Genomic DNA, 18,786 nt, shown 5'->3' on the forward strand with positions numbered 1-18,786 from the left:
TCAGGAGAAGCCATGGAAGAAGCGGAATCGTCCCGCCCGCACCGGCTCGGACGCCTGGCGCGTGCGAGCCGGCTGGCGCTCGACCTGGGCATCGCCTCCCTCGCGTACTACGGCTGCGTCCTCGCCGGCCTCCACACGCTGCCCGCGCTCCTGGCAGCCACGGGCGTGGCCGCCGTCTGGCTCGTCGCCGGGGCGCTGCACGACCGCCGTGCCGACGGCCTCGCCTGCGCCATGCTGCTCATGTACGGCCTGTCGGCGGCCTTCGCCGCCGCGACCGCGCAGCCCCGTCTGCTACTCCTGCGCGACCCGCTCGTCAGCGCCCTCGCCGGACTGGTCTTCCTCGCCAGCTGCCTGAGCGCCACCCCGGCCACCGCCTATCTGGCGCGCAAGCTGCACGGCCACCCGCTCAGCGACCCTCGCCTGCGCCGGGCGCATCTGACGCAGACCCTGGTCCTGGGCGCCGGACTCACCGCCGAAGCACTCGCCCGCGTCCTCCTCGTGTGCACCCTGCCGGTCCCGACGGCCGCCGCGATCACGCCCCCGCTGGAGTTCGTGGTGCTCACTCCCCTCGTCGCCTGGATGATCCTGTACCGGCGGAGGATCTCGGCCCGCGCCTCTACGACCGCACCCGCACCCCGGGCACAGGCGCCAGGGCTCTCGCCCGCACCGGCCGTGGCCGAGCAGTTCTCGGGAAGTGCCCGATGAGGACGCTCGACACCACACCAGCCGAGGACGGCTTCCGGATGCCCGCGGAGTGGGAGCGGCACGACGGCTGCTGGACGGTGTGGCCGCAGAACGGTTACGTCTGGCGCGAAGGAGCCCGCCCCGCCCAGCGCACGCTGGCCGCCCTCGCCAACGCCGTGGTGGAGACGGGCGAGGACGTGACCGTCACGGTCACCGGCGACCAGTACGCCCACGCCCGGTCGTCGCTGGACTCCCGTGTCCGGGTCGTCGAGGTCACCAGCCGGCTGGGTTGGGCCCGCGACATCGCGCCCACCTTCGTCCTGGACGACACCGGCCGCCGACGAGGAGTGGACTTCGCCTTCAACGGCTACGGCGACCGCTACCCGTACTGGGCCTCCGACGACCACTACGCCCGCAAGGTGCTCGACCTCGCCGCCACCGACCGTTACCGCGCCCCCCTCGTGCTGGAGGGCGGAGCCGTCCACGTCGACGGAGAGGGGACGGCCCTGGTCACCGCCGAGACCCTCCTCGACCCCGCTCGCAACGCCGGCCCCACGCGCACCGCCATGGCAGGGCTCCTCGCGGCCTACCTCGGCGTGACCCGGACCCTGTGGCTCGACCGCGGCCTCACCGACGACGCGACGCTCGGCCACGTCGACAACCTGGCCTGTTTCGCCGCCCCCGGGCTGGTGTGCCTGACCTGGACCGACGACACGCGCGACCCACAGTACGACCGCAGTGCGCGCGCCCTGGAACAGCTGCGGGACGCGACCGACGCCCGGAACCGGACCCTCCGGGTGGAGAAACTGCCGCTGCCCGGCCCGCTCCACGCGACCGAGGACGAGATACGCGGCACGGACAGCCACATCGTGCGCGCGCGGAACCCCCAACTCCCCAGGCTCGCCGCCTCGTACGCCAACTTCTACCTGACCGCCGACCACCTCTTCGCGCCGCTGCTCGACCCCGAGTACGACGACGAGGCGCTCACACGCCTGGCCCGGATCTTCCCGGACCACACCGTCGTCGGCATTCCCACGCGCGAACTCCTCCTCGGCGGCGGCAACATCCACTACGCCACGCAGCAGATGCCCAGCCCGCAGCGACGCTGACGGGGCGAGGGCGACTGCCGGAGGGGTTGCCCGCGTGGTGGTGGGGGAGAGGGGCGGCCGGGGAGGGGGCGGCTGTGCAGTTCATCGAGGTGACCGGGCCGGCCGGAGTGCGATCGGCGGTCATCCGGTTCGAGCGGCCGGGAACCGGACTGGCCTTCCAGCTCTTCCCGATGGTTCATCTGGGGGAGGCCGCCTTCTACCGGGAAGTGGCGGCACGGCTGCGGCGCGACTGCGACCTGGTGATCGCCGAGGGGATCGGGGAGGGCTCGCCCGGCGCCGACGCCCTGGTCGCGTCGTACCGGCGGCTGGACGGCCATGAACGCCTGGGGCTGGTGGTGCAGGACATCGACTTCGACTCGCTCGGGCTGCCGGTGGTCCGCCCGGACATGACCGGCGCCCAATTCCAGGACGGACATCGGCGGTTGCCACTGAAGGAGCGCGCGCTCGTGGCCACGGTCGTACCGGCCATGACGGCCGGCATGCGGCTGCTGGGGACACGTCGCCGGCTCGCCCGGCACCTCGCGGTGGACGACCTGATCAGCGAGGGCGAGGAGGCCGTGGCCGACTTCTGGCCCGGCCTGGACGACCTGGTGCTACGGCGCCGCGACCGGCTGCTGATCGACACCCTGACCGGCCTCGACCGGGCGTATGCGGGACGGACAGGCCCTTTCACCATCGCGGTCGTCTACGGCGCCGGGCACATGCGCGCCGTCTCCGAGGCCCTGGCCGGCCTCGGCCATCACGCCGCGGACGCCGAGTGGATCACCGTGTTCACCGTGGATCCGCCCGACCGACCCCGGCCCGGGGCCGACCAGGAAAGTAAATGAGGCTGGCCGGCGGAGTGCTCGGACAGACAGTGGCTTGAGCGTGCGCCGCGGGGTTACCCGGCATTTATGGCGAAGCTGCATCTCCCAGGGCGGAAAGTTCAGGACGACCGTGACGAGGACCCGGCTGCCAGGGTGCCGTCACCGGATGAGGCGGGGCCGGACCAGCAGGTCGAAGAGGCCGCTCCCGACACCCCCACGAAGCTGCCGAAGGGCGCCTGGGTCGCCGTACTCAAAGGCAGCGTGAAGGAGTTCAAGGAGGACGAGCTCACGGACCGGGCCGCGGCACTGACCTATTACGGAGTGCTGGCCCTGTTCCCGGCCCTGCTGGTCCTGGTCTCCCTGCTGGGCATCACCGGCAAGTCGGCCACCGACAAGGTGATGGAGAACGTCCAGAAGCTGACCCCCGGCTCGGCGCGCGACATCATCACCCGCGCCGTCGAACAGCTTCAGAACAACTCCGGGACCGGCTCGGTGATGGCCATCGTGGGCATCGTGCTGGCGGTGTGGTCGGCGTCCGGGTACGTGGCCGCCTTCATCCGCGCCGCGAACGCCGTCTACGACATGCCGGAGGGCCGCCCGGTCTGGAAGATCCTTCCGGTGCGCGTCGGCGTGACGGTGGTGCTCCTGGTGATGGCGGTCATCAGCTCGCTGATCGTCGTCTTCACCGGTGGGCTGGCCCGTCAGGTCGGGCAGACGCTCGGGATCGCGGACACCGCGCTGACCGTGTGGGCGATCGCCAAGTGGCCGGTCCTGGTGCTGCTGGTCACGGTGATGATCGCGATCCTGTACTGGGCCACTCCGAACGCCAAGGTCAAGGGCTTCAGGTGGGTCACCCCGGGCAGCCTGCTGGCCCTGCTGATCTGGCTGGCCGCATCCGCCGGGTTCGCGATCTACGTCGCCAACTTCGCCTCGTACAACAAGACCTACGGCACCATGGCCGGCGTCATCGTCTTCCTCGTCTGGCTGTGGATCAGCAACCTGGCGATCCTGCTGGGCCTGGAGTTCGACGCGGAGACCGTACGGCAGCGGGCCATCGCGGGAGGGCTGCCGCCCGAGGCCGAGCCCTACACCCAGCCCCGGGACACCCGGACGTGGGACGAGGAGGACGTCCGCCGCCTGGAGGACGACATCTGAGTCCGGGACGACTGAGCCCGGAGGGAACGTGAGAGGGCGCCGGCTTCGGCCGGCGCCCTTCGTGATCGTCCGGGCCGAGGCGGTCAGCGGGCCACGCGGTGCTTGCGTCCGCCGCGGCGGAAGCGCATGGCGACGTAGGCGAGGTCGATGAGCAGCACCACGGCGCCGATGATCAGCAGGTAGAACAGGCCGTGCGCGGCAACCCCGATGATGCCCAGGATGACGGCCACGAGGACGAGGAACAGGAACAGGCTCATCGGCTCTCCCAGCGGCTTCGCCGCGTCTGCGGCTTCGGCGGTTCAGCGACGGCCGAGACGGCGTTCACCGCCGGCTCCCGGCGCGTACTCGAGTTCGTAGTGCGCGAAGATCCCCGGCTCGTCCGTGGCGGGCAGCTCACCGTCGACGTCGATCGAGGGGGCCTTCTTGACCATGTCCTTGGGCTGGGTGATCTTGAGATAACCCGGTCCGACGGTCGCCCCGGTGAGCGGTGCGAAGACCAGGCGCCGACGGGTGGGCAGCCCCACGGTCACCGTCGCGAAGAACGGCTGGTCGGTCGCGGTGTCGACGTAGATCGCCTCCAGCACGCCGATCTTGTGACCGCGGTCGTCGACCACGTCGTGACCACGCCATTCACGGATGTCGCCTGCCTCGAACATCAGTAACCTCCACAAGAGGGGTACCCCCTGATCACGCTACTGATGTCTGCCGGAGGCCGCCCCGGCGTGGACGGCCGGCGGCCCGTCGTAGGGTCAGGTCCGCGTGACGTACGGGAGGCTGAAGTGGCCGGGACGACGACGCCGGGCGGGGCTACGGTCGCCGAGGTGATGGCCCAACTGGCCGCGCTCGAGGACCCGAAGGCACGCGTGGTGAACGAGAGGCACGGTGACGATCACGGCGTGAACCTCACCAGGCTGCGCGCGCTCGCGAAGCGGCTGAAGACGCAGCAGGACCTCGCGCGCGGGCTCTGGACGGCGGACGACACCGCGGCGCAGCTGCTGGCGCTCCTGATCTGCCGCCCGAAGGCGTTCGGGCGTGACGAGCTGGACGCCATGCTGCGCGAGGCACGCTCACCCAAGGTGCACGACTGGCTCGTCAACCACGTGGTGAAGAAGAACCCGCACGCCGAAGAACTGCGGCTCGCCTGGTGGGCGGACGCGGATCCGGTGGTCGCGAGCGCCGGCTGGGCGCTGACCACGGAACGTGTGGCCAAGAAGCCCGAGGGACTCGACCTTCCGGCGCTGCTCGACGTCATCGAGGCGGAGATGAAGGACGCCCCGGACCGCCTGCAGTGGGCGATGGACCACTGCCTGGCGCAGATCGGGATCGAGCACGCCCAGTACCGGAAGCGCGCGATCGGCATCGGTGAGCGCCGGGGGGTGCTCAAGGACTATCCGACGCCCCCGGGCTGCACCTCTCCGTTCGCCCCCGTCTGGATCGCCGAGATGGTGCGCCGGCAGCAGGGCGGGACCGTGGCCTGACCGGGCGGGGCCGCTCCGGCTCCGGTCCGCTGAGCGGAACAGCACGCGACACGCCCCGTCGGCGACACCAGGCTCCTTCCTGACGGTGCGGGCACGGCCGGGACACGGCCGCCGCCCGATGTCCTTGGGAAGGGGCGACCACGTGCATCTGATGGAGATCCTCGAGTACAGGTCCGTGCCGGCGGCCGCGGTGTCGATCGGGCTCACCCGGCGCTGCCCCCTGCACTGCCGGCACTGCTCCACCGAGTCGCTGATGGACAGTGAGGAGTATCCGGCGCAGATGTTCACGCGGTTCGCCGACACGTTCACCGCGGACGCTCATCCCGACTTCGTCCTCCTTTCGGGCGGCGAGGCGCTGCTGCGCCCGACTCTGGTGCGGGCCGTCGCCGAGCGGGCCCGCGCCGTCGGCGCGCGTACGCACCTGCTGTCGGGGCTGTTCTTCGCACGCAGGGCGCGCATCCCTGCGGCGGTCAGAACGGCCATCGACGCGGTGGACCACTTCTCCGCCAGCCTGGACGTCTTCCACGAGGAGGAGGTCTCACGGGCGGCCGTCTTCCGGGTACTGCACGAACTCCTGGACGCCGGCCAGGACGTGAGCCTGCAGCTCGTCGGGCTCGGGCCTGACGACCCCTACCTGGCCGACATCACCTGCGCCGTACGGCAGGAGTTCGACGACCAGGTGCCGATGCTCGTCGTGCCGCTCGCCTCCGTGGGACGCGCCCGTGAGTGGTTCGTGAGCCACCCCGGGCTGCCCCAGCCGGTCGCGGCCGAGCCGTGCAGCCTGGCCGGCTGGCCCGTCGTCGGCTTCAACGGGCAGGTGACCGCCTGCGGCAACCAGGACGTCATGGACGGCAAGGTGCCGCTGCCCGCCCATCTCTACCTCGGCCACATCGCCCGCGACGACTGGGCCACCATCAGGCGGCGCACCCTCGAATCGCCGATGGTGCGGGCACTGCGGACCTTCGGACCGCGCTATCTGGCCGACCGGGTGGGCGCGGGCTGCGGCGACGCGGGCTACTGCGAGACCTGCTACACGCTCTCCAAGAGCCCCGACATCCGGCCCGGGGTGCGCGAACTCGTCCGCAAGCCGTCGACCGCGGTCGTGGAGCAGCTGGTCACCCGGTCCATGGCCGACGCCGGAGCCATGTCCTTCGCCCGCCACTTCACCGTCGAGGGCTACGCCGACCTGGTCGCCCTCGGCCATCGGACCGGGCAGGAGGGTCTCGCATGCACCGGTTGAGCCACGACGAGATCAGCCGCATCCGCACCACCCCGGGCGCCAGCGCCCTGCTGTTCATCACCGACCGGTGCCCGGTGGGCTGCGCCCACTGCTCGGTGGACTCGCGGCCCGACAGCCCCCGCATCACCGACTTCGCCCTGTTCGAGTCGATCGTCGACCAGCTCTGCCAGGATCCCGACCGCACCATGGTCGGTATCTCCGGCGGTGAACCCTTCGTCGAACGCCGGGGCCTCACCCTCGCCACCCGTCGCCTCGCCGAGGCCGGCAAGGACGTCGTCGTCTACACCAGCGGCATCTGGGCCGCCGCGCCCGACGCACCCCGCTGGATCCACGACGTGCTCGACCGCTGCCGCTGCGTGTACCTGAGCACCGACGCCTACCACGAGGCCGGCACCGGCGCCGAACGCTTCGTCAACGCCGCGCGTACCATCGGCGCCCACCAACTCCCCGTCGTCGTCCAGGTCGTGGACGAGGACGGTGGCGCCGACCGGGCCCGGGAACTGCTCACACTCGCCTTCGGCGACACCTGGCCCCGGCACGCCGAGGTGGTGCCCACCCAGGGCCTGGCACACGGCCGCGGCGGCGGGATCTTCCAACCCGGCACCCGCCGGCCCGGCCGCACCCTTGGCATCTGCGACTCCGTCATCTCACCGGTCGTCCGCTACGACGGACGCGTCACCGTCTGCTGCAACGAGTCCGTCGTCATGGGCGCGGGACCCGCGCTCCTGCGCCGCGACTGCGGCTCCGGCGCCGAGGTCGCCGACGCCGTCGAGGGCTTCCGACAGCACCCGTTCTACCGGGCGTTGGCGGAGGCGGGCGGCGGCCCGCTCACCCTGCACCCGAAGTTCCGTGACCTCGCCGACCGCGGCTTCTCCGACATCTGCGGCCTGTGCTGGGCCATGGCGCGCCGGGTCCGCCCGGACGAGGAGGACCCGCTGCTGCGTTCGATACCGCTGCTCGCGAAGGGGACACCCGCATGAGCCAGACCGCGTCCGGCAACAGCGCACAACTGCGGGCGAAGATAGAGCTGTTGATGCCGAACCTGTACACCTTGTCCGCCCGGCTGTGGAACTCCCCGGACCTGCGCGAGCTGTACCCGCGCTATCTGTGCGCCCTGCACACCGCGATCCGCGCGACCGTCCCGCTCATGGAACTCGCCCTGGAACGCTCCCAACTGCTCGCCGCGACCGACCCGGTGGCCGCCGGCACCGCCGAGTACCTCTCCCGGCACATCCGTGAGGAACGCGGCCACGACGAATGGCTGCGCCAGGACCTCGCCGCGATCGGCAGCGACCCGGACGCACCGCTGCGCAGCATGCCGGGTGCCGCGGTGGCCAACCTGGTCGGCGCCCAGTACTACTGGATCCGCCACCACCACCCGGTCTGCCTGCTCGGCCACATCGCCGTTCTGGAGGGCTATCCGCCCTCGCCCGGCCTCACCGCCGTGCTGGCGGAGCGGACCGGGTTCCCCGCGGACGGTTTCCGCACCCTGCACCGGCACGCCGCGCTCGACGTACGGCACCGGGACGAACTGATGCGCACCATCGACCGGTTGCCGCTGACCGACGGGCACCGATCGGCCCTCGGAGTGAGCGCCCTGCACACGCTGCACGCGACAGCGGGGCTGTTCGAGGACATCATCGCCCCCGTCCGCACGTCCCAGCCGGCCTGAGCCGCCGAGCGGCCTGGAGGTGGTCATGCGGAGCACCGGAGCCTTCGCCGTGCTGACACACCGTCAGTTCCGGCTGCTCTTCACCGGGCAGACACTGTCCGGATTCGGGGACTGGATCGACTACGTGGCCCTGGTCTCGCTCGTCGCCTACCAGTGGCGGGACGGGGCCGGCGGACTCGCCGCCGTCGCGGTCACCGCCGCCCTGCCGTGGCTGGTTGTCGCCCCGATCGCCGGGGTCTGGGCGGACCGGCTGCCGCAGAAGGCCGCGATGATCGGCTGCGACCTGGTCCGGGCCGGCCTGGTGCTCTGCTACCTCGTCGCGCCCGACCTGCCGGTCCTGCTCGCCCTGCTGGCCGCCAAGACCGTTGTCGGCACCCTGTTCACCCCGGCCCAGCAGTCGGCGCTCAAGAGCACGGTTCCCGAGGAGTCGCTGCTGGCCGCCACCTCCCTGAACACGCTCGCGACCCAGACCACCAAGATCGCCGGGCCTGCCCTGGGCGGTGTCATCCTGGCGCTGTCCGGTCCGCACGGTGCCTTCGCCGCCGACGCGGCGACCTTCGTCCTCTCCGCACTCATCCTGTCCCGGCTGAGGTTGAAGCCCCGTACGCCACAACCGGGTTCGCAGCCCACGGGCACCTGGCGCGGGCGCTTGCTCCGCGAGCTCCGCGAAGGCCTCGCCTTCGTACGCGCCGGCCGCACCCTGCGGATCGCCGTCGCCGCCCTGTCCGCCACCGTCTTCCTCGTCCTGATGTTCGACACGCTCTCCCCGCTGCTCCTGCTCGACCTGGGTGTTCCACGCTCGTACTACGGCGCTGTCGTCGCCTCGGTCGCCGTGGGCGCGGCGGTGGGAAGCGTGCTGGTCGCCCGGCTCGGGCGCGACCGAAGCCCCTTCGTGATCCTGGGCGCCTCACTGGCGGCGACCGGGACGCTGGTGGCCGCCGTCGGGGCGGCGGCCACCAGCGGCGTGAGGGCCCCGGCACTGTCCTGGCTCCCCGTCACCGTGGGGATCGGGCTGTGCTCGGCCGGGATCCTCGTGGTCTTCGGCTACATCGTCCAGCGCGACACCCCGCAGGAACTCATCGGCCGGGTCGGCACCGTCGCTCTTGTCGTGCCCACGGCCCTCCAGCTCGCCGCCCCGCTCGCCGGCGCCGCACTGGCCGCACGGGTCGGCATCGGCTGGGTCCTGACCGGCGCCGGTGCCGGCCTCGCCCTGCTCGGCGCGGTCTGCCTGTGGCGCCACCCCGAGGACGAGCCGACCGAAGGACCGCACCCACAGGGCCATGCGCCCGCCCCCGCGGAGCCCGCGTCCGAGGGCTCCCCCTCATGACCTGGGCCGTGCCGGCCGGCACGGCTCCGGAGCAGAACAGTCCCGTCCAGAAAGGCGAACCACCATGTCGTTCAACGCTGTTCAGGCACTGACGGAGAAGGGCCACGACCTCGGACACGCCACCGAGGCGCAGCTGAGCGTGATCGCGACGCTGTCCGAGGCGGAGGTGGCCGTCCTCAACTCCGTCAAGGAGCGCATCGAGGGCGAGGTCACCGCCCACGTGGAGGAGCCCACCGGAGTCATCGTCTGGTAGACGGCGTCCTCCCCGCGCGACCTGGGCCGTGCCGCCCGGTGCGGCTCCGTAGGCACAACTCATCCAGGAGGAAACCATCATGTCGTTCAACGCCGTTCAGGCACTCACCGACAAGGGACACGACCTCGACCACGCCACCGAGGCGCAGCTGAACGTGATCGCGACGCTGTCCGAGGCCGAGGTGGCCGTCCTCAACACCATCAAGGACCGCATCGAGGGCGAGGTCACCGCCCACGTCGAGGGCGTCGCCACCGGCGTGATCGTCTGGTAGTGGAGGCGAACGCATCCGCTGTAAGCCGCGCCGTCCACACGACGGCGCGGCCCGGCCTGTCCTGGCGAGCCACCGACCTCACCGAGGCGGAGCAGTCCCTGCCGAGCCCATGGCCCCAGAAGATCAGGGCGCCCTGGGAAGAGGGAAGTTCGGGCGCGGGCGTGCGCGTCTGCGTCATGGACAGCGGGGTCGAGCCGGACCATCCGCTGGTGGGCCCGCTCTCCGCCGCGCATGCTGTGACGCCCGGTCCGGACGGTCAACTCCGTGTCGTCACCGACGAGTCGGGCGACGCCTACGGCCACGGCACCGCCTGCGCCGGTGTCGTACGGTCGCTGGCGCCCGAGTGCTCCCTGGTGAGCCTGCGGGTGCTCGGCGCCGGGTTCTCCTGCACCGGACAGACCCTGCTCACGGGGCTGCGCTGGGCGGTGGACCAGGGCTTCGACATCGTCAACCTCAGCCTGTCCACGACCAAACGGGAGCTGCGGGACGAACTCCACGACCTGGCGGACCGGGCCTGCTTCGGCGGCACCCTGCTGGTCGCCGCCGCCAACAACCGCCGTATCGAGAGCTTCCCCTGGCGGTTCGCCTCGGTCCTGTCGGCCGGCAGCCACGCCCTGTCCGACCCACGGCACATCCTCTACAACCCCCGTCCTCCGGTCGAGTTCTACGCCCGAGGTACGGACGTGCTCGCCCCCTGGCCGGGCGGCGGCACCCGCCTCTGCAGCGGCAACAGTTTCGCGGCGGCGCACCTGACGGGCCTGTGCGCGCTGATCCTCTCCCGCTACCCGGGGCTCGCTCCGTTCCAGGTCAGGAGCATGCTGCAGCTCCTGTCGGCGAACGTGAGCCCTGACCGGGAGCCGGTTCGGTGATCGAGGCCGGGCCACCGCTGGTACCAGCTGGTACCATCCGGGCATGGCGAAGACTCAGCGGGGCTGGCGCGTCGACGACGAGATCGCCGAGCTGGCGACGGCCCGGGCCAAGGACCGCGGCATGAGCGTCAGCGACTACATCGCCGCGCTCGTGCGCGAGGACGTCGACGGGCTGCGGCAGCGCGGCGTGGACGCGGCACGGCGGTTCCTGGACGAGCACCAGGACGTCTTCGACGAGGCCGAGGAGGCCGACCGCCGCTCCCCGGGGGCGCACGCCGCGTAATGGATCTGTACATCGACGTTCCGTGGATCCTTCAGGTCGCGGAAGCGGCAGGGGCGGGGGATCCGGCGCCCGAGGACTACGGCGTGCCCGTGGCCGCGATCGCCTGCCACCGTGCCGAACTGCTCGACACCCCCGTCTACAGCGGCCCCTACGCCCGGGCGGCCGCGCTGGTGCACATCCTCGGGCGCTGCCGCTGGCTCGAGCGCTCGAACATGGCTGTCGCCGCCGCGACCGGTGTGATGTACCTGGAGGCGTCCGGAATCCCGCTCAAGCCCACCCGGGACGACGCCGTCGCCCTGCGCGACCTGCTGCGTGATTCCTCGTGCACCGCAGCGAGGATCGCCGCCCAGATGCAGTCCTGGCCCCGGACCGGCTGACCAGGACCGGTCACCGGTCCAGAACCGTCACAGGTCGAGGACGCCGGCGGACTGGCGACGGGTGTGCACTGCGCGAGCCAGGTGGGTCACGTGCCGGGCGCCGGTGCGGCAGGGCGGTGACGACATCGCCTGCTTCGTCGAACTGTTGTTTTCTGCGACAGAACTGGACGCCGGGCGTCGAGAATCCCGTCTGGCCTGCGCCCGAGCACCATCGGCAGCTCCGGCCAGGGCAGTCTTGGCCGCCGAGGGCCGAATCGCGGGGTGTCGCCGGACAGCCGCATCGTTCTAGGCTGCCGGAAGGGAGGAACCCACGCCTTCCGTGCCCCCAGCCCTCGGGCAGCCAGCAGTGTCCCGCATTTCGGGTGGTCGGAGCCCACCTCGTCCCGCACTCGAGCCTTCAGCGGGCCCCGACCTTCGTCCACGCGGCTGAGTTCGAGCTGGGGCCTGATCCCGCAGGCCCCTGGAGCCGCAAGGATGTTCCCGCGCGGGGTCCTCGCGCCAGGGGACGGCGCGAGCCCTCGCGCACAGCGGCCGCCGTCATCGCCGACATCAGGCGGCGGCCGCTGTTAATCCTTCCCAGAAAATGGGCCGTAAGCACATTCGCCGTCAAAAGTGGCGCGAGACAATAGGATTCGAAGGTGCATGGCCGCCCGGGTGACCAACAGGCAGCCGATCGGCGCCAGTTGCCAGGCATCTCCTCGGTCGGCTGAACCTTTTCGGTTTCGTGCTCGGTGATGCGCGAGGTCACGTGACCGGCAATCCGCCCTCGATGTGCTGGTCGTGGGCGCTGATGCCGGTGCTTGCGGAGCAGGAGATCGGTGGCGTCGGCGATGTCGGCCATGGCCACCGGCCGCCGTTCGGGGTCCGGGCCCAGCGTGGCGGGCGGGGGACGTGGCGCCGTTCCGGACTGTCACCGATCCGGCCAGGGTGCGGCGTGTCCACGCGCTGCGGTGCGATCTCCATCGCGAGCGCCCGCACCTGGCCGGTGTGCCGGTGTTGAACATGCTGACGACGGGCGAGCCGGGCTACCGGAGCACGGTCCCGCCGTCTACCGGTCCCGCCGTCTACCGGTCCCGTCGTCGCCCCGGTCCCGTCCTCGTCTCCGGTCCGGTCACCGCGCCCGACGACGCCGTGGATGCCCCGCGTGGCACTTGGCACTCGTCGGAGCCCAGCCGGTGGGCCATCGCCTTCAGCCGGTCCTCTTGGCGTGACGGTCCCCGTGCCGCTGAGCCACGCGGGGCCGGTCCTGGGTGGGTCCGCCTCCCCGTCAGTGCCGCTCCGGATCGAACTCCAGCACCTGGGTGAGCCGGATGTTGTTGCCCGACGGGTCCCGGAAGGAGGTGTCGATGCCGTACGGCTGCGTCGTGGGCGGGTCGTTGAACTCGACGCCGCGGGCGGACAGTTCGTCGTAGGCGGCCTTGCAGTCGTCGGTCTCCAGGAACAAGGTGCCGCCCGCGCCCTTGGCCACCAGGTCCGAGAGCTGGGCGCTGCCCGCCTCGTCCAGCATCGGCTGTCCCGGCACGGGCATCAGGACGAGCGCCGGACCGTCCCCGGGCGGGGCGACGCACAGCCAGCGAAAGCTCCATGCCTCCATCGTCACGTCCGCCCTGACCTCCCAGCCGAGCTTGGTGGTGTAGAAGGCGAGTGCCTCGTCCTGGTCGTGCACCCAGAACTGCGCGTTGGCGATCTTGATGGTGGTCATGGCCGCTCCTCGGTCGGTTGCCTGGGAACGACGCTAGGCAGCCGGCGGGGTCGTGTCTTCTCGAAACGTGCGGTTTTGCGGCCGCGCATAGGCCATCGCCACACAGCGGGGGACGCGCACATGCCGTGCCGCCGGCGGATGGGCCGCCCGGTAGGCCTGCGGCGTCACCCCGTACATCCGTCGGAAACTCGTCGTGAACGAACCGATGCTCTGTGCGCCGACGGCCACCCCGACCTCGGCCACCGTCCAGTCGGTCGCCAGCAGCAGCGACGCGGCCCTCTCCAGGCGGCGGGTCAGCAGGTACTGATGCGGGGACTCGCCGAACGCGGCCTTGAAGCTCCGGCTGAAATGGGCCGGCGACAGCGAGGCGGCCGCGGCCATGTCGGCCACGGTGAGCGCGTCCCCGTAGCGGGCGTCCGCGAGATCCTTGGCACGGAGCAGATGACGGGCGATCGGTACCTGGGCCACAAGACCCATTGTGCGGCCACCGGTTCTCGTGTGCCGTCCTCGCGAGGGGCTTCAGGAGCGAGCCGCGTGACGGCCCGGCCCGCTCCCATGAGGAACGGGTCCCTGTCAGCCGTGGCGTCGCTTGGCGCCGGCCCGGAGTTCCTGGCGCAGCCGGTCGGGTGCCCAGTCCTCGGTGAGGGCCTGCCAGACGGTGTCCGCCTGGGAGAGCGGGGCGAGGCCGTCCACGGGCGGGGCGAGGTCGAGGTTGGTGGGGAGGGGGTAGCCCTCGGCAGTGGCGGCGACCACCCGGCGCAGCCAGTCCTGCGAGAGCCCCTCGGCCTTGCGGCGCAGCAGGACCGGGAAGAGGGCGTCGGCCATCGCCTCGCGTCCACCGTCTCCATGGCGCGCCCGAAGGCGGAGGACACCTGGAGCAGGTTGGCCATACGGCGGATGTCGGCGGTCGCCACCCTGGACGCCTTCGACGCACTCGGCAGGCCCTGTGCCGTCTTCGTCGCACACGACCTCGACCACGACAACACCCGCCTGATTCCGGAACGCCACACCGCAGGATGCCGCCGACTCCCTCGGTCTGCACGACCGCCGGGTCATGGACTGGACGATCGCATCGGAGAGGAGCACGTCTGAGCCAGGGCCGATGGCGGCGTGCTGACCCGTGCCTACTGCTGCAGCGGCACGCAGGGCGACGTCCCCCAGGACTCGGAGGACGCCGACTGGAGGCCTGGGCACGCCGCCATGCCAGGAGCGCGGCACGTCCAGGGATCGCAGACCACTAGCCGGCCGACTGGGGCCGAGCAGGCTTACGCCAAACCTCGCCGTGGCCGATCAGGATCAAGTGCTGGGACCACGGAACATGGCAGCTGTCGCACACCGCTTTGATCCAGCCCCTGTCGGCGTCGCTGCGTCGCCGAGGGCGTCCTGGCGCGCCGCAGAATTCGCACGTCGTCGCCGACTCCTGCTCGGCGTCGCTGATCAGGTCGCGAAACTCCGCGTGCGTGGTCGTCACTTCGATACGGGCCGCACCGAATTTCTCCGTGACGCGCTCGACCCGGTAGCCCGGTTCGACGGCGACGAGTCGCTCGTGCAGCCGTAGAAGCAGCGGATGCCAGCCGGGGCCGACCGAGCGGAGATCATCGGGCAGTTGGCGAGCTGGAGGCTCACTGTCGTTCTCGGACGCTTGCATGCGCCCATCTTGGAACACGGCTGCGGTCACGGCGAGTTGATGGCGGGCAGTTCCAGACGGAGCTCGTAGCCGCCGTCGGTGGTCGGACCGGAGGTCACGGTGCCGCCGTGGAGTTCGGCGCGCTGCCGCAGGCCGACGAGGCCGTGCTGGGCGCCGGGCAGGGGCAGCGCGGGGCGGGTGGGTGCGGTGTTGGTGATGGTGATCCGGAGGGTGCCGTCGCGCTGGTGGATGCGGACGGTGGCGGTGGCACCGGGCGCGTGTTTGCGGACGTTGGTCAGGGCTTCCTGGACCGTGCGGTAGACGGCGCGCTGCAGCGTGGGCGGAAGGCCGTCCGGCAGGACCGTCTCCAGTTGGGTCTCGATGCCGCTGGACGCGACGAGCTGGTCCAGGTCGGCGAGCGAGGGCTGGGGCGTGAGTTCGGTGGGGCGGCTGCCCGAGGCACGCAACACGCCGACCATGTGCCGTAGTTCCTCCAGCGTCTGCACGCTGAGCCTGCGGATCGTGGCCCCGGTGGATCTCGCCTCGGCGTCGGGACTGCCCACCTGGAGCGCCCCTGCCTGCACGGCGATGAGGCTGACCTTGTGGGAGACGACGTCATGCATCTCCCGCGCGAGCTGGGCGCGTTCCTTGGCCAAGGCGGCCTGCGCGGTGAGGAGTTGTTCCTGCTCGCGCGCCTCCGAGATCTCGGCGAGCCGCAGCGACAGTTCACGCCGGGCCTGGACGAGCTGGCCGAGGAAGACGGGCGCGGCCGCGGTCGCGAAGGTGTAGGTGAGGTGGACGAGGCTGTAGGTCTCGGAGAGCTCACCGACCTCCAGTTCGCTCCAGGGCCAGGGCAGGAAGTCACAGACGGCGAAGGTCACCGCGCAGCCGGCGAGAACGCTTCGGTGCCGGTTGAGCGAGGAGAGCGTGTACAGCGCGATCAGCGTGGCGAGAGCCGCGTCGCCGACCAGGGCCGTGGGGAGCGTGAGGACGAAGGTCGTCAGCGGCAGGTGGCGGCGCAGCACGAGGGCCAGGGCGGCGAGAAGACCGAAGGCGATGGCCAGACGGTCCTCGCCCTCGGAGTTGACCCACAGGTCCAGCAGGGAGGCGACGACCAGCACCGCGTCCATCAGCAGGGCGCGCATGCGGCGGGGGCTCATCGGGCGGCTCCGTCCCCGGGCGGCGGCCTGAGCACTCCGGCGCGCTCGGCGACCAGCGCGGCCTGCACGCGGTTGTCGACGTGCAACTTCTCGAAGACGGCGCTGACATGGCCCTTCACCGTGCCGGTACTCAGGTGCATCCGGTCGCCGATGTCGGTATTGGACAGCCCCTCGGCCATCAGCGCGAGGACGGCACACTCACGCTCGCTCAGCCGCCCGACGAGACGGACGGCGTAGGTCTCGTGTACGCCATGACCGAGAAAGCCGTCCACCACCGTGCGGGTGACCTGCGACGACAACACGGTGCCGCCCTCGGCCAAGGTGCGCAGCAGAAACGGAAGCTGCTCGGGATCGGTGTCCTTGAGCAGGAAGCCGGCGGCGCCCGAACGCAGCGCCGCCTCGACGTACTCGTCGGTGTCGAACGTCGTCAGCATCGCCACCACCGGTGGGTCCGGCATACGGCGGAGCTCGGCCAGGACGGTCAGCCCGTCCACGTCGGGCATCCGGATGTCGAGCAGGACGACGTCGGGACACAACTCCCGTACGGCCGCCACGGCTCGGCCGCCGGGTACCGCCGCCACGGCTCCGATGTCGTCCGAGGCGTTGAGGATGTGGGTGAAGCCCATGCGGACGAGGGCCTCGTCGTCGACCACCAGTACACGGATCACGTGCGCTCCGCTCGTCGGTTGCCCGCCCTTCGATGGGTATCACGCGGAAGGGCACCCGTCTGCCGGGTGCGGTCCGGCTTCGGACGGTCGTCGAGAGGGACCGGCCGATCGGCCGGTCCGGTTCCATCCGTTCGGCGGGTGGGGTTCGGAAGCCTGCCGGGTGGGCCGCGCCGTACGAGCGGCGAACCCTGAAGCCATGACGAATGACGCATCTCCGGTCGCGCTCCCGGCCGTGAAGTCCGAGCAGCCGCCGAACGCCCCCACCACCGGCCGGCTGATCGGCATCGACCTGGCCCGCGGACTCGCGGTCTTCGGCATGTACTCCGCCCACGTCGGCCCCGACGTCACCGTCGGTGGCCCCGTCGGCTTCCTGCTGGAGACGGCACGCGGCCGCTCCTCCGCCCTGTTCGCGCTGCTGGCCGGCTTCTCGCTGATCATCATCACCGGCCGCCCGCGGCCCCGGACCGGCCGCGCTGGCCGGCAGGCGGTGGCGAGGATCGTGCTCAGGGCCGTCGTCCTCATCGCGCTCGGCTACGCCCTCACGGCCCTGGACACCGAGGTCGAGGTGATCCTCAGCTTCTACGGCGTCCTCTTCCTGGCCGTCCTCCCGCTGCACCGCCTGCGCGCCGCAACGCTCGCCCTCATCGCCGCCGCCGGCGCACTGATCCTGCCCCAAGTCCTCTACGCCGTACGGATCTCGATCGAGAACGGATCATGGGCGGACACCGTCATCGCCCATGATCCGTTGGCCCGGATCACCGGCACGGACGGCGTCGTGGAGCTGCTGTTCACCGGCGCGTATCCGGTTCTGACCTGGGCGCCGTTCGTGATCGCGGGCATGGCGGTGGCCCGGCTCGACCTCGCCCGGCCCGGTGTCCGCTCCCGGCTCGCCCTGACCGGCGGGACGCTCGCGGTCCTCGGATACGGCGGCTCCTGGCTGGCCCTGCGCCTCGTCCCGCACGCGCTCGCCACCATCTCGGCGGCCACGGACGGCGGTTCGTCGTCGTCGGCCTGGTGGTCCGACATGGTGGGCGAACCGCAGAACGGCACGCCCCTCGACTGGCTCCTGGTCGCCGCACCGCACAGCCAGACCACCTTCTCCATCCTCGGCAACACGGGCGTGGCCCTCCTCGTGCTGACAGGCTGCCTGACCGTCGCCGCCCGGCTGCCGCGCCTCACCCGTCTCGCCACTCCCGTCTCCGCGGTCGGCACGATGGCGCTGACCGCCTACGTCCTGCACATCGTCGCCCTCTGGCTCCTGGTCGACGTCTGGGACGTCGCGGTCGTCGACGCCGACACGATGTCCGCGCTGCCGGTGCTGCTGGCCTTCATCGCGGCCGCCGTACTGCTCGCGCTCGTATGGACCCGTCACTTCCGCCGCGGACCTCTCGAGTACGCGCTGCACACGGCGACCAGGCCCGCGCGGCTGGTCAAGTAGCGTCTCGTGCCTCGTGATCGTGCACCCCGTGCCCGCCGTGTCCCTCCCCGCTCTCCGGAATGCCGCCCATCATGCGGAGCATGGGCAGCCCGCCGGTCCGCAGGAACCGTACGACGAGCACGGCTGCGAGGATCAGGAAGACGATGTTGAGCCAAGTGGTGTAGTTGCAACTGACGCCTTCCATGGGGAGCTTGGCGTCGGCCTGGCCGGGGATCAGGCCGAGCCCGCCGAAGGCGAACTCCACGACGTACCCGGCGACGACCCTCGCGACGTAGAAGGTGCCCAGGAGAGGACGGCCATCCAGGCGCCGTCGTACTTCCGGTAGACGTTGAGGATGGGGAGGATCAGCAGGTCGGCGAAGATGAAGGCCACCACGCCGCCGAAGCTGGTACCGCCCTTCCATAGCACCGCCGCCAAGCTGTGGGGCCCCCTCGTCGGTCCGCTGGTGGCGATCGCCTCGTTCGTCTGCTCCATCGGCAACGCGCCGCTCGGCCGGGCACACCACGCTCGCGTCCGCGGCCCGGGTGCCGGCCGGGCTGTGGGGGGGCGCCCCGGGCGGCGGGGGCCCCCCGGGGCGGCCGCCCCGGCGGGGGAGCGGGGGGGGGTGGGGCGGGGCCCCCGGGCGGCACATCACGAAACACCCCCCCTTGGCGGGGGGGGGGCGCGC

The 18,786-nt window shown here is 71.4% G+C and carries 22 protein-coding genes and 2 pseudogenes; 15 read left to right on the forward strand and 9 right to left on the reverse strand.

Going from position 1 to position 18,786, the window contains the following annotated elements:
- Positions 1–12: 12 nt before the first annotated feature.
- From ACGFYN_RS31095 to ACGFYN_RS31110, 4 genes are all read left to right on the forward strand, one after another.
- Positions 13–705: a VC0807 family protein gene (locus ACGFYN_RS31095; RefSeq protein ID WP_393869228.1), complete on the forward strand. Its 693-nt coding sequence runs from the start codon at positions 13–15 to the stop codon at positions 703–705.
- Complete coding sequence (gene aguA, locus ACGFYN_RS31100) at positions 702–1,793, forward strand: agmatine deiminase (protein ID WP_393869229.1); 1,092 nt, start codon at positions 702–704, stop codon at positions 1,791–1,793. Before ACGFYN_RS31095 ends, aguA begins: the two co-directional genes overlap by 4 nt.
- A 74-nt stretch (positions 1,794–1,867) precedes the next feature.
- Positions 1,868–2,620, forward strand: coding sequence for a hypothetical protein (locus ACGFYN_RS31105; protein WP_393869230.1), 753 nt, complete (start codon positions 1,868–1,870; stop codon positions 2,618–2,620).
- 66 nt (positions 2,621–2,686) lie between these two features.
- Complete coding sequence (locus ACGFYN_RS31110; protein ID WP_393869231.1) at positions 2,687–3,754, forward strand: YihY/virulence factor BrkB family protein; 1,068 nt, start codon at positions 2,687–2,689, stop codon at positions 3,752–3,754.
- An 83-nt stretch (positions 3,755–3,837) separates the two neighbouring features.
- On the opposite strand, the gene ACGFYN_RS31115 is transcribed toward ACGFYN_RS31110, so the two are convergent.
- Together ACGFYN_RS31115 and ACGFYN_RS31120 are read right to left on the reverse strand one after the other, a co-directional pair.
- On the reverse strand, positions 3,838–4,011 hold the full coding sequence (locus tag ACGFYN_RS31115; RefSeq protein ID WP_393869232.1) for a hypothetical protein: 174 nt from the start codon (positions 4,009–4,011) through the stop codon (positions 3,838–3,840).
- Positions 4,012–4,053: 42 nt separating this feature from the next.
- A complete protein-coding gene (locus tag ACGFYN_RS31120) occupies positions 4,054–4,410 on the reverse strand; it encodes a PRC-barrel domain-containing protein (protein ID WP_393869233.1) in 357 nt (118 codons plus the stop codon).
- Between the two features lie 168 nt (positions 4,411–4,578).
- On the opposite strand from ACGFYN_RS31120, the gene ACGFYN_RS31125 reads away from it, so the two are divergent.
- From ACGFYN_RS31125 to ACGFYN_RS31170, 10 genes are all read left to right on the forward strand, one after another.
- Positions 4,579–5,232 (forward strand): DNA alkylation repair protein, encoded by a 654-nt coding sequence (locus tag ACGFYN_RS31125; protein WP_393869304.1) that lies wholly within the window; start codon positions 4,579–4,581, stop codon positions 5,230–5,232.
- Between the two features lie 151 nt (positions 5,233–5,383).
- Positions 5,384–6,472 carry a radical SAM protein gene (locus tag ACGFYN_RS31130; protein ID WP_393869305.1) on the forward strand — a complete coding sequence of 363 codons (1,089 nt, stop codon included), beginning with the start codon at positions 5,384–5,386 and terminating at the stop codon, positions 6,470–6,472.
- Positions 6,460–7,452: a radical SAM protein gene (locus ACGFYN_RS31135; RefSeq protein ID WP_393869234.1), complete on the forward strand. Its 993-nt coding sequence runs from the start codon at positions 6,460–6,462 to the stop codon at positions 7,450–7,452. Before ACGFYN_RS31130 ends, ACGFYN_RS31135 begins: the two co-directional genes overlap by 13 nt.
- Positions 7,449–8,144: an iron-containing redox enzyme family protein gene (locus tag ACGFYN_RS31140; RefSeq protein ID WP_393869235.1), complete on the forward strand. Its 696-nt coding sequence runs from the start codon at positions 7,449–7,451 to the stop codon at positions 8,142–8,144. The genes ACGFYN_RS31135 and ACGFYN_RS31140 overlap by 4 nt, the downstream gene beginning before the upstream one ends.
- A 25-nt stretch (positions 8,145–8,169) precedes the next feature.
- Entirely contained in the window at positions 8,170–9,471 is a 1,302-nt protein-coding gene (locus tag ACGFYN_RS31145) for an MFS transporter (RefSeq protein WP_393869236.1), read from the forward strand.
- A 64-nt stretch (positions 9,472–9,535) separates the two neighbouring features.
- Positions 9,536–9,724 carry an aroma-sacti cluster domain-containing protein gene (locus ACGFYN_RS31150; RefSeq protein WP_384254494.1) on the forward strand — a complete coding sequence of 63 codons (189 nt, stop codon included), beginning with the start codon at positions 9,536–9,538 and terminating at the stop codon, positions 9,722–9,724.
- A gap of 79 nt (positions 9,725–9,803) precedes the next feature.
- Positions 9,804–9,995 (forward strand): aroma-sacti cluster domain-containing protein, encoded by a 192-nt coding sequence (locus ACGFYN_RS31155; protein WP_393869237.1) that lies wholly within the window; start codon positions 9,804–9,806, stop codon positions 9,993–9,995.
- Positions 9,996–10,093: 98 nt separating this feature from the next.
- Entirely contained in the window at positions 10,094–10,864 is a 771-nt protein-coding gene (locus tag ACGFYN_RS31160) for a S8 family serine peptidase (protein WP_393869306.1), read from the forward strand.
- 43 nt (positions 10,865–10,907) lie between these two features.
- Positions 10,908–11,147 carry a hypothetical protein gene (locus ACGFYN_RS31165; protein ID WP_393869238.1) on the forward strand — a complete coding sequence of 80 codons (240 nt, stop codon included), beginning with the start codon at positions 10,908–10,910 and terminating at the stop codon, positions 11,145–11,147.
- A complete protein-coding gene (locus ACGFYN_RS31170) occupies positions 11,147–11,524 on the forward strand; it encodes a fic family toxin-antitoxin system, toxin component (RefSeq protein ID WP_393869239.1) in 378 nt (125 codons plus the stop codon). The genes ACGFYN_RS31165 and ACGFYN_RS31170 overlap by 1 nt, the downstream gene beginning before the upstream one ends.
- A gap of 1,267 nt (positions 11,525–12,791) precedes the next feature.
- Here the strand turns inward: ACGFYN_RS31170 and ACGFYN_RS31175 are convergent.
- The 6 genes and pseudogenes from ACGFYN_RS31175 to ACGFYN_RS31200 all read right to left on the reverse strand — a co-directional run bounded on the left by ACGFYN_RS31175 (position 12,792) and on the right by ACGFYN_RS31200 (position 16,681).
- Positions 12,792–13,226, reverse strand: a complete 435-nt coding sequence (locus ACGFYN_RS31175; protein ID WP_393869240.1) for a VOC family protein — start codon at positions 13,224–13,226, stop codon at positions 12,792–12,794.
- 33 nt (positions 13,227–13,259) lie between these two features.
- The gene (locus ACGFYN_RS31180; RefSeq protein ID WP_393869241.1) at positions 13,260–13,703 is read right to left on the reverse strand and encodes a helix-turn-helix transcriptional regulator; all 444 of its coding nucleotides are present in this window, start codon (positions 13,701–13,703) and stop codon (positions 13,260–13,262) included.
- 96 nt (positions 13,704–13,799) lie between these two features.
- Positions 13,800–14,134: pseudogene (locus ACGFYN_RS31185) on the reverse strand (phytanoyl-CoA dioxygenase); the annotation flags it as partial.
- Between the two features lie 329 nt (positions 14,135–14,463).
- Positions 14,464–14,904 (reverse strand): hypothetical protein, encoded by a 441-nt coding sequence (locus ACGFYN_RS31190; protein ID WP_393869242.1) that lies wholly within the window; start codon positions 14,902–14,904, stop codon positions 14,464–14,466.
- On the reverse strand, positions 14,901–16,013 hold the full coding sequence (locus ACGFYN_RS31195; protein ID WP_393869243.1) for a sensor histidine kinase: 1,113 nt from the start codon (positions 16,011–16,013) through the stop codon (positions 14,901–14,903). The genes ACGFYN_RS31190 and ACGFYN_RS31195 overlap by 4 nt, the downstream gene beginning before the upstream one ends.
- Positions 16,010–16,681: a response regulator gene (locus ACGFYN_RS31200; protein WP_393869244.1), complete on the reverse strand. Its 672-nt coding sequence runs from the start codon at positions 16,679–16,681 to the stop codon at positions 16,010–16,012. Before ACGFYN_RS31200 ends, ACGFYN_RS31195 begins: the two co-directional genes overlap by 4 nt.
- A gap of 196 nt (positions 16,682–16,877) precedes the next feature.
- Here ACGFYN_RS31200 and ACGFYN_RS31205 point away from each other — a divergent pair, with 196 nt between their 5' ends.
- On the forward strand, positions 16,878–18,119 hold the full coding sequence (locus ACGFYN_RS31205) for a DUF418 domain-containing protein (RefSeq protein WP_393869245.1): 1,242 nt from the start codon (positions 16,878–16,880) through the stop codon (positions 18,117–18,119).
- Here ACGFYN_RS31205 and ACGFYN_RS31210 read toward each other — a convergent pair.
- Positions 18,112–18,542, reverse strand: a pseudogene (locus tag ACGFYN_RS31210) (permease); the annotation flags it as partial. The gene ACGFYN_RS31205 and the pseudogene ACGFYN_RS31210 overlap by 8 nt on opposite strands.
- Positions 18,543–18,786 lie beyond the last annotated feature (244 nt).

Source organism: Streptomyces sp. NPDC048419 (assembly GCF_043200415.1).
Lineage (GTDB): Bacteria > Actinomycetota > Actinomycetes > Streptomycetales > Streptomycetaceae > Streptomyces.

Coding starts and splice junctions, on each gene's coding strand:
- ACGFYN_RS31095 (WP_393869228.1), top strand. CDS start 13: ATGGAAGAAGCGGAATCGTCCCGCCCGCACCGGCTCGGACGCCTGGCG.
- aguA (WP_393869229.1), top strand. CDS start 702: ATGAGGACGCTCGACACCACACCAGCCGAGGACGGCTTCCGGATGCCC.
- ACGFYN_RS31110 (WP_393869231.1), top strand. CDS start 2,687: ATGGCGAAGCTGCATCTCCCAGGGCGGAAAGTTCAGGACGACCGTGAC.
- ACGFYN_RS31115 (WP_393869232.1), bottom strand. CDS start 4,011: ATGAGCCTGTTCCTGTTCCTCGTCCTCGTGGCCGTCATCCTGGGCATC.
- ACGFYN_RS31120 (WP_393869233.1), bottom strand. CDS start 4,410: ATGTTCGAGGCAGGCGACATCCGTGAATGGCGTGGTCACGACGTGGTC.
- ACGFYN_RS31125 (WP_393869304.1), top strand. CDS start 4,579: ATGGCCCAACTGGCCGCGCTCGAGGACCCGAAGGCACGCGTGGTGAAC.
- ACGFYN_RS31130 (WP_393869305.1), top strand. CDS start 5,384: ATGGAGATCCTCGAGTACAGGTCCGTGCCGGCGGCCGCGGTGTCGATC.
- ACGFYN_RS31135 (WP_393869234.1), top strand. CDS start 6,460: ATGCACCGGTTGAGCCACGACGAGATCAGCCGCATCCGCACCACCCCG.
- ACGFYN_RS31140 (WP_393869235.1), top strand. CDS start 7,449: ATGAGCCAGACCGCGTCCGGCAACAGCGCACAACTGCGGGCGAAGATA.
- ACGFYN_RS31145 (WP_393869236.1), top strand. CDS start 8,170: ATGCGGAGCACCGGAGCCTTCGCCGTGCTGACACACCGTCAGTTCCGG.
- ACGFYN_RS31150 (WP_384254494.1), top strand. CDS start 9,536: ATGTCGTTCAACGCTGTTCAGGCACTGACGGAGAAGGGCCACGACCTC.
- ACGFYN_RS31155 (WP_393869237.1), top strand. CDS start 9,804: ATGTCGTTCAACGCCGTTCAGGCACTCACCGACAAGGGACACGACCTC.
- ACGFYN_RS31165 (WP_393869238.1), top strand. CDS start 10,908: ATGGCGAAGACTCAGCGGGGCTGGCGCGTCGACGACGAGATCGCCGAG.
- ACGFYN_RS31170 (WP_393869239.1), top strand. CDS start 11,147: ATGGATCTGTACATCGACGTTCCGTGGATCCTTCAGGTCGCGGAAGCG.
- ACGFYN_RS31175 (WP_393869240.1), bottom strand. CDS start 13,226: ATGACCACCATCAAGATCGCCAACGCGCAGTTCTGGGTGCACGACCAG.
- ACGFYN_RS31180 (WP_393869241.1), bottom strand. CDS start 13,703: ATGGGTCTTGTGGCCCAGGTACCGATCGCCCGTCATCTGCTCCGTGCC.
- ACGFYN_RS31195 (WP_393869243.1), bottom strand. CDS start 16,013: ATGAGCCCCCGCCGCATGCGCGCCCTGCTGATGGACGCGGTGCTGGTC.
- ACGFYN_RS31205 (WP_393869245.1), top strand. CDS start 16,878: ATGACGAATGACGCATCTCCGGTCGCGCTCCCGGCCGTGAAGTCCGAG.